Here is an 8799-nt window from a genome sequence, read left to right on the forward strand (position 1 = left end):
ACCTCCGCGGAGACGCCCTGCACAAGCTCACCACCGCCGTGACCGCCGAGTACGGCACGATCGTGGTCGAGGACCTCAACGTCGCCGGGATGCTCCGCAACCGGCGCCTGGCACGCAGGATCGCCGACGCCGGATTCGGTGAGATCCGCCGCCAGCTCACCTACAAGACCCAGCGCCACGCCACCCGCATGATCGTGGCGAGCCGCTGGTACCCCTCCTCCAAGACCTGTTCCGGGTGCGGCGCGGTGAAAGCCAAGCTGCCGCTGCACATCCGGACCTACGAATGCGACGCCTGCGGCCTGGCCATCGACCGGGACGACAACGCCGCGCTCAACCTCGCCGCCCTCGCGGCGGCCTGCACCACTGGTACCGGAGTGGCCGGAGACCAAGACACCCCCGTGGTGTCGAAGCCTCGTGGAGCCGACCGTAAGACCCGCGCCACCCGCCCCCGCCGCAAGGCGGAGGCGGGGCGGGCAGGTGGCGCAACCCTGCCGCAGCAGCGGCAGACAGAAACGAGAGACCGTCCTCAAGCCGAAGCCCTCACGCTTTGGTGACGAGACGGACCTTCCGGGCAGAAAAGCCCGGAACGCTGAGAACCGCTGAGGTTCTGAGCAACGGCTTCTAGGCGTTCATCGCGTCGCGGACGAGTGCGGTGTCGACGAACTGTTCGAAGCGCACGATCAGTCCGCCCCGTACGACGAAGTGGTGCGCGACGCGTACGTCGATCGGCTTTCCCGTGGCCTTGTTGGTCGCGGTGTAGCGGGCCAGGACGACGACGTTCTCGCCGTCGACTACGTAGGTGTCGTCGTGGGCGGTCCAGTCATCCCACTTCTTGCCCAGTTGCTCCATCACGTGGGAGGTGACCCCGTCGGGGGTGCGGTAGGTGCCGGCCAGCGGGAAGCCGGCCATCTCCGTCCACTCCACGTCCGGGGCGAGCGTGGCGCGCAGGGCTTCAAGGTCACCTGCCGCGGAGGCCAGATACTGACGCCGTACGACATCGGCGGGCGCGGTGGAAGTGGCGAACTCGCTCATGGTCAGCCCCACTTCATCTCGCCCTTGGCGACCTTCGCGCCGATCTGGGCGGCGATCAGCATGCCGTTGTCGGGGTAGCGAGCCACGAGGGCCTCGGTCAGCGCGGCGCCGTCGGCGGCCTTGCCGAGCTCCTCCTCGAAGGCCAGGAGGTAGTCGCGGGTGGTGGCGATGGCGGAGGCGTCGGCCGCGGTGCCGGGCAGGCGGTGGCCGGGGACTACCAACTGCGGATCAAGGGCGGCCATCTCGTCCAGCAGCTTGATCCAGGCGGCGCGGGAGGCGGGGGTGGCGTTGTCGGCGACCCAGACGTGCTCCTGCTGGAAGAGCAGGACACCGCCGAGGACGGCGCGGGACTCGGCCTGCCACAGGTAGTGCCGGTCGGACAGTTCCTCGGAGCCGCCCTTGAGCTCGAAGCGGTGGCCCTCAAGGGTAAGGACGCCGGTCAGCGGCTCCAGGTCGACGAGGCGGGTGGGAAGGTTGGGGCCGAGCGCCTCCCAGGCCTTGAGCTTGCCCTGGTAGGAGTGCTTGATGTGCTCGATGACGATCGGGGTGGCGACGAACTTCGCCTCGGGGAAGGCGTCGGCGATGACCTCGGCGCCGAAGTAGAAGTCGGGGTCGCCGTGGGAGACGAAGACGGTGGTGAGCTTCTTGCCGGAGTCGAGGATCTCGGCGGCCAGGCGGTGACCGTCGGCGCGCGTGAAGGCGGCGTCCACCAGCAGCGCCTCGTTCTCACCGGTGACCAGGGTGGCGGTCTTGTTCTTGCTGCCGGCCGGGAAGTCCAGGTCGAGGATCTTGAAGTCGAGGGTGCTCATGCTAGGCGCTCCTTTTCGTAAGGGATGGAGTGGGGACGGGGGAAGCTCAGTGAGCGGCGAGGCGTTCGTCGACCTCGTCGGCGGTGGCGTGGCCGTAGGCGAGCGGGGTGACGGAGTCGCCGTCGACGGCCAGCAGAGTGGGGAACCCGGTGACCCCGAGCTGGGCCGCGCGGCGGAAGTCGGCTCGGGCCGCGGTCTGCGCCTCGGGCGCTTCGAAGGCGGCGACGACGGCATCCGCGTCGAGCCCGGCCGCCTGAGCGACCGTCCGGTACGTGGCCGCCTCCGACAGGCTCAGGCCGTCGATGTAGAAGGCGTGCTGCAAGTCCGCGGCCAGCTCCGCCGCGCGGTCGGGGGCCACCTGGCGCACGGCTGCGACACCACGGGCGGCGGCCTCGGAGTCCATCACGAACGAACCGTCGGCGATCAGCTCCTCGTACGCCTGGCCGAACGTGGCACCGGTCAGTTCGGCGATCTTGGCGTTCGCACCCTGGACGTAGCCGAACTCGCGGATCGGCACCCGTCGCGAGCCGGTGAACAGACCGCCGGAGACCACCTCGACCGGCAGGTCGGGGTGGCGCGAGGTGATCTCGCGCAGGGTCGCGGTGAATCCGTGCGACCAGCCGCAATAGGCGTCGAAGACGTAGACAAGCTTCATCGAAGACCTCGACAGAGAGGGGCGCTCGCCGACTGCGAGCGATTCACCTGACCAAACAGTAGCTGACTCATCAGATATTTCTTGACTCATATGATCTGGGACACATGAGAGCGGCCAATGCCATGAGACCTGCGCTGCCGCCGGTCCGCAGGTCAGGGAAGTCGAGGCAGTACGTCCCGGGCTGTGTGGCTGAGGATGCGCAGATCCTCCGCGAACCGCTCGCGGTCCGCCGCCGGGAGGGGCTCCACGAAGTACCGCTTGATGTTCTCCAAGTGCACCCTGGCAGCGCGTACGGCCGTCTCCTCGCCCAGTGGGGTCAACCGCACCAGCTTCCCGCGCCGGTCGTCAGGGGACTCCGCGCGCGTCACGAGACCAGCCGCCTCCATGCGATCCACCAGCCGGGTGGCGCCGCCGGTGGTCAGGACCTGCTCCTGGGCGACGGCCCGCATGGAAAGCCCCGGCTCACTCGCCCGCCCGAGGATCAGCAGCACCTCGAAGACCAGATGGCTGATGCCGCACTCCACCTCAAGGGCCCGGCCGAGGATGTACTCCAGCCGGTTCGCCGCCCCCTGCAGCCGCCCGAAGGCAAGGATGAGCTCATGGTCGGCGGCCTCCTTCGCCGTCCTGATCTCCGGTTCCTCACCCACGGCAGCGCCGCCCCTCTCGTCGTCCCGGCACTACCGTACCGATCACGTAGGGGACGGCCGGCGCAAGGGAGTCGGCTCGCCCAGTCGCAACGGCAATGCGAACGGAGGCGTGTCGCCTCACCCCTTGATGGCTGGCATGCCCTTGTCGAAGTGCTTCTGCAGGGAGGAGGAGACCCTCTTGCCGGATGCGGAGAGCGGGCGTGCTTTCAGATGCCACCAGGGCCTCCTGCCACTCGGTTCGCATCGCGATCCCGAGCCGGTAGGAGGCCCTTCGTCAAGTCGTTCAGTTGATGCGGACGATCTTCCAGAACTGGTCGTCGATGTTCAGGTCGTTCCACTGCACGACTGCCGCACCGTTGCTGGTGGAGGACTGGGCGACGGCGGCGTTGAAGCCGCTGCCCACGTTCTTGAGTTCGTAGTAGCCGTTGCCCGCGTCAGTAAGGGTCCACTTCTGCGAGTTCGCAGTGGACGGCGTGTTCTGGACGACGGCGGCTCCGGCGGTGGTGGAGCCGTTACGGATGTCCAGATTCAGGTTGCTGTTGGCGTTCCTGATGGTCCAGGCTCCGCCGCCGGCGGACTGGAAGGTGAACAGCTGGCAGAAGCAGGCCGAGTTCTGCCACTGCTGGGCTGCCGTGTTGGTGGCGGTCGAGCCCTGCGGGATGTCCAGGTATCTCCCGCTGTTCTTGTTGACGAGGACGTACTGCCCGGTACCCAGCGGCGGCAGGGCGGTCTGGGTGAGGTTCCAGCGCTGGCAGGCGCAGCTGGTGCCGCTCCACTGGACGGCCTGCGTGCCCACGGCGGTGGAGGCGTTCGGGATCTCCAGGCGCTTGCCCGTCACCCGGTTGGTGATGGTGTATCCGCCGGCCTGGTGCGGGGCGACGGCCCACTCGTGGTCCAGGGTGCCGTTGTCGTCCCACTGAAGGATCTTGGCGCCGTCTGCGGTGGACTGGCTCTCCACACCCAGGACCTTCCCGCCGGCGACGTTGAAGATCTTGAAGTAGCCGGAGCTCTGCTGCACGAAGCGCCACTGCTGGTCGGTGGCGTTGTCGGCGTTCTGCTGGGTGGCGTTCGTGCCGTTGGTGGTGGAGCCGCCCGCGATGCTCAGCATGAGGTTGCTGCCCACGTTCGACACGGTGTAGGTGGCACCGTCAGAGATGCCGCCGCCCAGGTCGATGGTGCTGTAGGTGACGGGGTTGGAGAGATCGGGACCTCCGTTGCCGCCGCTGAGCACCAGCAGGCTGTGGCCGTCGGGCAGGGGCACCATGCCGCGGCTGTAGCCGTTGGCGACGTTGGAGCTGATACGCGTCCAGGTGTTCGCGGCGCCGTTCTGGGTGTTGAGGAACAGGTCGCTGGTGCTGTAGGCGCCGACGACAAGGGTGCCGTTCGGACCGCCGGTGGGCAGCCACGTGATGTACGGGGTACTGGTGGGGACCACGCCGTCCGTCGACCGCAGGGGAATGCCCGTGACGGAGTTGAAGGCCTCCGGGTCGGCGGAGATCTTGTAGTGGACGGCGAAGTGGCCCGCGGGAGAGCCGCCGTACTCGTACGTCATGACGTAGTTGCCGTTGGGCAGTTGCGCGACGGTGGCCATACCCGGGCGCTGGCTGAAGGTGGGCATCGCCACGTCGTCCACGACCGGCCCCCAGTTGCGGAGGTCCGTGGTGACCTGGTGCACGATCTTCTGGCCGTGGTCGGGGTCGCGCTGGTCGGAGTAGTAGACGATCAGCTTGCCGTTGGCGTAGAGGAAGAAGGGCTCCCATACGGGGGTGTTGCCGTTGCCGCTCTCGTCGTAAGCCGGACCGCCGGTGGCGATGTTGCTGACGAACGTCCAGGTCTGTCCGCGGTCGGTGCTGGCATAGACATCGATCTTGATGGCGGAGCGGTCGGAGGGGACCGAAGCGCCGGCGGCCAGGATGGTGCCCGCCGGGAAGCCGCCTACGGCGGTGGGCAGTTCGAACAGCTCGGGCTGCCAGCGCATGCCCCAGCCATTCTGGGTGTCGGCGACCTCGGAGATCTTCGACCAGGAGTTGCCGTTGTTCGTGCTGCGGTAGATCGGGAAGACCGGCGTGCCGGAGGTGTACTGCTCGAACGTCGCGAGGATGGTGCCGTTGGCGGAGCCGTTGTGCTGCATCCGCATCGCCCGCGGGTAGAGCGACCCTGGCGAGGGCGCACCCGACGGCGGCCTGTACATCGTCTGCGAGGAACGGGCCAGGGCGTCCGCCCGATCGGCGGGCATGACCATGGCCACCGCCGCGACGAGCAGGATGAAAGCCAGGGACAAGAAGGAGACGGGACGGGAACGCGGAGCGGCGCCGGGTCTGGCGCCTGTCTGCGCAGGGGACATTGCGGCTCCCAGGGGAAGGTGTGTTTAGGTGTCCGCCGCTGGCTCGGAACGGCTCAGAGTGATGCGGCGGAGTTCGTTGAGTGCGTGGCCCGGGGGACAGCCGGGCGACACTGCCGGGCGCGGCGCGCGAGCGCGGGGAGCGCGGCGCGACAAGCGCGGAATGGTGGAGGTGGAACGCCCCGGCGTGTGGGTGCGCCGGAGCAGTGGCGCAGGGGGGCGGGGTGGATCAGAGGGAGGACGGAGGAGGCGCAGTAGAACCGCGGACAATCAGTTCGACGGGTGGGTCGTTCGCCGGCGGCAGCTCGGTGTCAGGCTTCTCCATGGCGTGAAGGAGAAGCCGGATTCCTTCGCTCGACGCCGCCTCGAAGGGCTGACGGACGGTGGTCAGAGGCGGGGAGACGTAGGCGAAGACGGGGTTGCCGTCGAAACCGACGACACTGACGTCCTCCGGCACACGACGACCGCTTTCCAGCAGGCCGTGGATCAGTCCGATGGCCATCTCGTCGCCCGCGGCGAACACCGCGGTCACCGTTCGGTCCGAGGCCAACCCGAGGCCCGCGGCATACCCGGAGGCCGCCGACCAGTCGCCGTTCAGCAGGGGCGGTTCGTGCGCGCCCCGGGCCGCCAGTGCCGCCCGCCATCCCTCGATGCGGTCCTTGGTGGCGTACCACCGGCGCGGACCGGCGAGGTGATGGACGGTCGAATGCCCCAGGTCCAGCAGGTGTTCGGTGGCCGCGCGGGCCAGCTCATGGGCGCCCACGCCGACAGTCAGTGTCCGGGCGGCGGTGAAGGCGGGTGGTGCTCCGACGAAGAGGACCGGCACGTCAACACCGAGCGGGACTTCACCCTCAACGATGGGTACGGAGACGACGATGCCGTCCACGCCCTGCTCCAGGAGTGACTCCAGCGCGCCGGCGATGCTCTGCGGATCGCCGTCGGGTGTGTTGACCACGCGAAGCGCGTAGCCGGCGTCCCGTACGGCCTGTTCGATGCCCACCAGCAGGGAGGCGGTTCCATACCCGGCTGTTGCCAGAGCGACCACACCGATGGACCGGGTACGGCCGGAGGCCAGTGCTCTGGCCGCGTGGTTCAGCCGGTAGCCGAGCTCCTCGGCGGCCGCCAGGACGCGTCGGCGGGACTCGTCGGAGACGTACGGTTCGTTGTTGAGGACCCGGGAGACCGTCTTGCGTGAGACGCCGGCCAGCCTGGCCACGTCCTCACTGCGCGGCGCGGAGGAGCTCGCACTGCGCTCCAGCCCTGTTGTCATGGAGTCTCCTCATGGCCGTGTGTTCTCCATCGAACGAGGTCAATTACATGACCGCGCGGTCAATGTGTACGCACCCGCCGAGCGCACGTCAAGAGTTCTCGCAACGCCACTCGCCTCCGGTGCGAGCGGACATCGGGGCCCGCGGCTGGGCGGAGGGGGTGCCGCAGGCGCTCGAGGAAACGTGCCCCGGCATTCATTCCTGCAGCTCAAGTGGTGTTCTCTCCATGCGGGACGATTCGACGACCAGCCGGACCAGTCCTGTCCGCCGACTTATGCTGCCCGCACGTCGGGCTCCTGACCGGACCTGATCCATCACGCATTGCCGGACGCGGAGTCTTGACATCGAGCGCACAGAGCGTCCACGCTTCCTGGCGTCCACCGATCGTGTTTGTTTGATCGTGTTTGGTTCTGGTCACTCAGCGGCTGCCTCTCCGCCAACCCTCTTCCGGCTGACGCGCCGAGTCTGGGTACCGCCAGCCCGTCAGGAGTCGAAATGCACCATTCATTCCTTGGCCAGTCCATGCCTGGCACCAGCCGCCGCACCGTGCTGCGCGGACTCGGCGGAGCCGCGCTGCTGGGTGCCGGCATCCCCCTGCTGAGCGCCTGCGCCGGCAGTTCCGCCTCGTCGGACGCCAAGACCATCACCGTGGGCTCCAACGCGTCCGACGCCGTGCCGAAGAAGGGGTACGCCGACGTCTACGCGGCCTTCACGAAGCAGTCCGGGATCGCGGTCGACATCAACACCAAGGACCACAACACGTTCCAGGAGCAGATCAACACCTATCTGCAGGGCACCCCGGACGACGTGTTCCAGTGGTTCGCCGGCTACCGGATGCAGTTCTTCGCGGCCAAGGGGCTCGCCTCCCCGATCGACGACGTGTGGAAGACGATCGGCGGCAACTTCCCCAGTGCCATGCATGACCTGAGCAAGGGTCAGGACGGCAAGTACTACCTGGTACCCCTCACCACGTCCCCATGGGCGATCTTCTACCGCAAGAGTGTCTTCCAGCAGTACGGCTACGAGGTCCCCACCACGTGGGACGCGTACGTCGCCCTGTGCAAGCAGATGCAGAAGGACGGCCTCGTCCCGATCGCGTACGGCGACAAGGACGCGTGGCCGGCGATGGGCTCCTTCGACCAGATCAACTTCCGCCTCAACGGCTATGACTTCCATGTCGAGTTGATGGCAGGCAAGGCTTCGTGGACCGACGCGAAGGTCCGCAAGGTCTTCGACACCTGGGCCGAGACCCTCCCCTACCACCAGGAGGGCGCGGTCGGCCGTACCTGGCAGGACGCCGCCCAGACTCTGGTGGCGAAGAAGGCCGGCATGTATATGCTCGGCATGTTCGTGGCCCAGCAGTTCAGCGACAAGGCAGACCTGGACGACCTCGACTTCTTCGCCTTCCCCGAGATCGACCCGGCGTACGGCCAGGACACCGTGGAGGCGCCGACCGACGGCATCATGCTCAGCAAGAAGCCCAAGAACCACGCCGGCTCCGTCAAGCTGCTCGAATTCCTGGGTACGGCCCAGGCCGAAGAGATCTACCTGAAGGCCGACCCGAGCCTTATCGCCGCCTCCACAAAGGCCGACACCTCCGGCTACAGCGCCCTTCAGAAGAAGGGCTACGAGATGATCAGCCAGGCGAAGCATCTCACCCAGTTCATGGACCGTGACAGCCGTCCGGACTTCACGTCCACGGTGATGCAGCCCGCGCTGCAGAAGTTCATCCGCGCCCCCAAGGGGATCGACAGCCTGCTGTCCTCGATCGAGCGCCAGAAGAAGACGATCTTCGCGTCCGACTGAGCCCGATCCCCCTTCTGAAGTGGATGAACACCGACACCATGAGCTCCGAAACGACCACGAAGGTCCCGGAGGCGGCCGCGGTGCCGCCTCCGGGCGCCGCGACGCCGAAGAGGCGGGTTCCGCAGGGCCACCAGCGATTGCTGACCCGCCGGGACCGGTTCATCCTGGCGCTGATGGCGGGCCTGCCCACCCTCCTGCACGTCGCCCTCGTGTGGGTGACGGCCTTCGCCTCGATCGCGTT

Annotated in this window: 8 protein-coding genes and 1 pseudogene; 3 read left to right on the forward strand and 6 right to left on the reverse strand. The window is 67.7% G+C overall.

Going from position 1 to position 8799, the window contains the following annotated elements; translation table 11 throughout:
• A partial coding sequence (locus KUM49_RS42155; protein ID WP_217242244.1) for an RNA-guided endonuclease TnpB family protein occupies positions 1 to 554 on the forward strand: 554 nt, incomplete at its 5' end.
• A gap of 67 nt (positions 555 to 621) precedes the next feature.
• Here the strand turns inward: KUM49_RS42155 and KUM49_RS42160 are convergent.
• From KUM49_RS42160 to KUM49_RS42185, 6 genes are all read right to left on the reverse strand, one after another.
• Positions 622 to 1032: a nuclear transport factor 2 family protein gene (locus KUM49_RS42160; RefSeq protein ID WP_217242245.1), complete on the reverse strand. Its 411-nt coding sequence runs from the start codon at positions 1030 to 1032 to the stop codon at positions 622 to 624.
• A gap of 2 nt (positions 1033 to 1034) precedes the next feature.
• Positions 1035 to 1841, reverse strand: a complete 807-nt coding sequence (locus tag KUM49_RS42165; protein WP_217242246.1) for an MBL fold metallo-hydrolase — start codon at positions 1839 to 1841, stop codon at positions 1035 to 1037.
• Between the two features lie 46 nt (positions 1842 to 1887).
• On the reverse strand, positions 1888 to 2496 hold the full coding sequence (locus tag KUM49_RS42170) for a DsbA family protein (RefSeq protein ID WP_217242247.1): 609 nt from the start codon (positions 2494 to 2496) through the stop codon (positions 1888 to 1890).
• 152 nt (positions 2497 to 2648) lie between these two features.
• Complete coding sequence (locus KUM49_RS42175) at positions 2649 to 3143, reverse strand: MarR family winged helix-turn-helix transcriptional regulator (protein WP_217242248.1); 495 nt, start codon at positions 3141 to 3143, stop codon at positions 2649 to 2651.
• A gap of 283 nt (positions 3144 to 3426) precedes the next feature.
• Positions 3427 to 5487 carry an RICIN domain-containing protein gene (locus tag KUM49_RS42180; protein ID WP_217242249.1) on the reverse strand — a complete coding sequence of 687 codons (2061 nt, stop codon included), beginning with the start codon at positions 5485 to 5487 and terminating at the stop codon, positions 3427 to 3429.
• Between the two features lie 226 nt (positions 5488 to 5713).
• Positions 5714 to 6754 (reverse strand): LacI family DNA-binding transcriptional regulator, encoded by a 1041-nt coding sequence (locus KUM49_RS42185; RefSeq protein ID WP_217242250.1) that lies wholly within the window; start codon positions 6752 to 6754, stop codon positions 5714 to 5716.
• 493 nt (positions 6755 to 7247) lie between these two features.
• Here KUM49_RS42185 and KUM49_RS42190 point away from each other — a divergent pair, with 493 nt between their 5' ends.
• Positions 7248 to 8558, forward strand: coding sequence for an ABC transporter substrate-binding protein (locus tag KUM49_RS42190; protein ID WP_217242251.1), 1311 nt, complete (start codon positions 7248 to 7250; stop codon positions 8556 to 8558).
• 38 nt (positions 8559 to 8596) lie between these two features.
• Positions 8597 to 8799 (forward strand): annotated as a pseudogene (locus tag KUM49_RS42195) (sugar ABC transporter permease); the annotation flags it as partial.

This window comes from Streptomyces sp. AC555_RSS877 (assembly GCF_019049245.1).
Taxonomy (GTDB): Bacteria; Actinomycetota; Actinomycetes; order Streptomycetales; family Streptomycetaceae; genus Streptomyces.

What these genes read in the sequence shown, in the direction of transcription:
- KUM49_RS42160 (WP_217242245.1), bottom strand. Translation starts at nt 1,032, where the DNA reads ATGAGCGAGTTCGCCACTTCCACCGCGCCCGCCGATGTCGTACGGCGT.
- KUM49_RS42165 (WP_217242246.1), bottom strand. Translation starts at nt 1,841, where the DNA reads ATGAGCACCCTCGACTTCAAGATCCTCGACCTGGACTTCCCGGCCGGC.
- KUM49_RS42170 (WP_217242247.1), bottom strand. Translation starts at nt 2,496, where the DNA reads ATGAAGCTTGTCTACGTCTTCGACGCCTATTGCGGCTGGTCGCACGGA.
- KUM49_RS42180 (WP_217242249.1), bottom strand. Translation starts at nt 5,487, where the DNA reads ATGTCCCCTGCGCAGACAGGCGCCAGACCCGGCGCCGCTCCGCGTTCC.
- KUM49_RS42185 (WP_217242250.1), bottom strand. Translation starts at nt 6,754, where the DNA reads ATGACAACAGGGCTGGAGCGCAGTGCGAGCTCCTCCGCGCCGCGCAGT.
- KUM49_RS42190 (WP_217242251.1), top strand. Translation starts at nt 7,248, where the DNA reads ATGCACCATTCATTCCTTGGCCAGTCCATGCCTGGCACCAGCCGCCGC.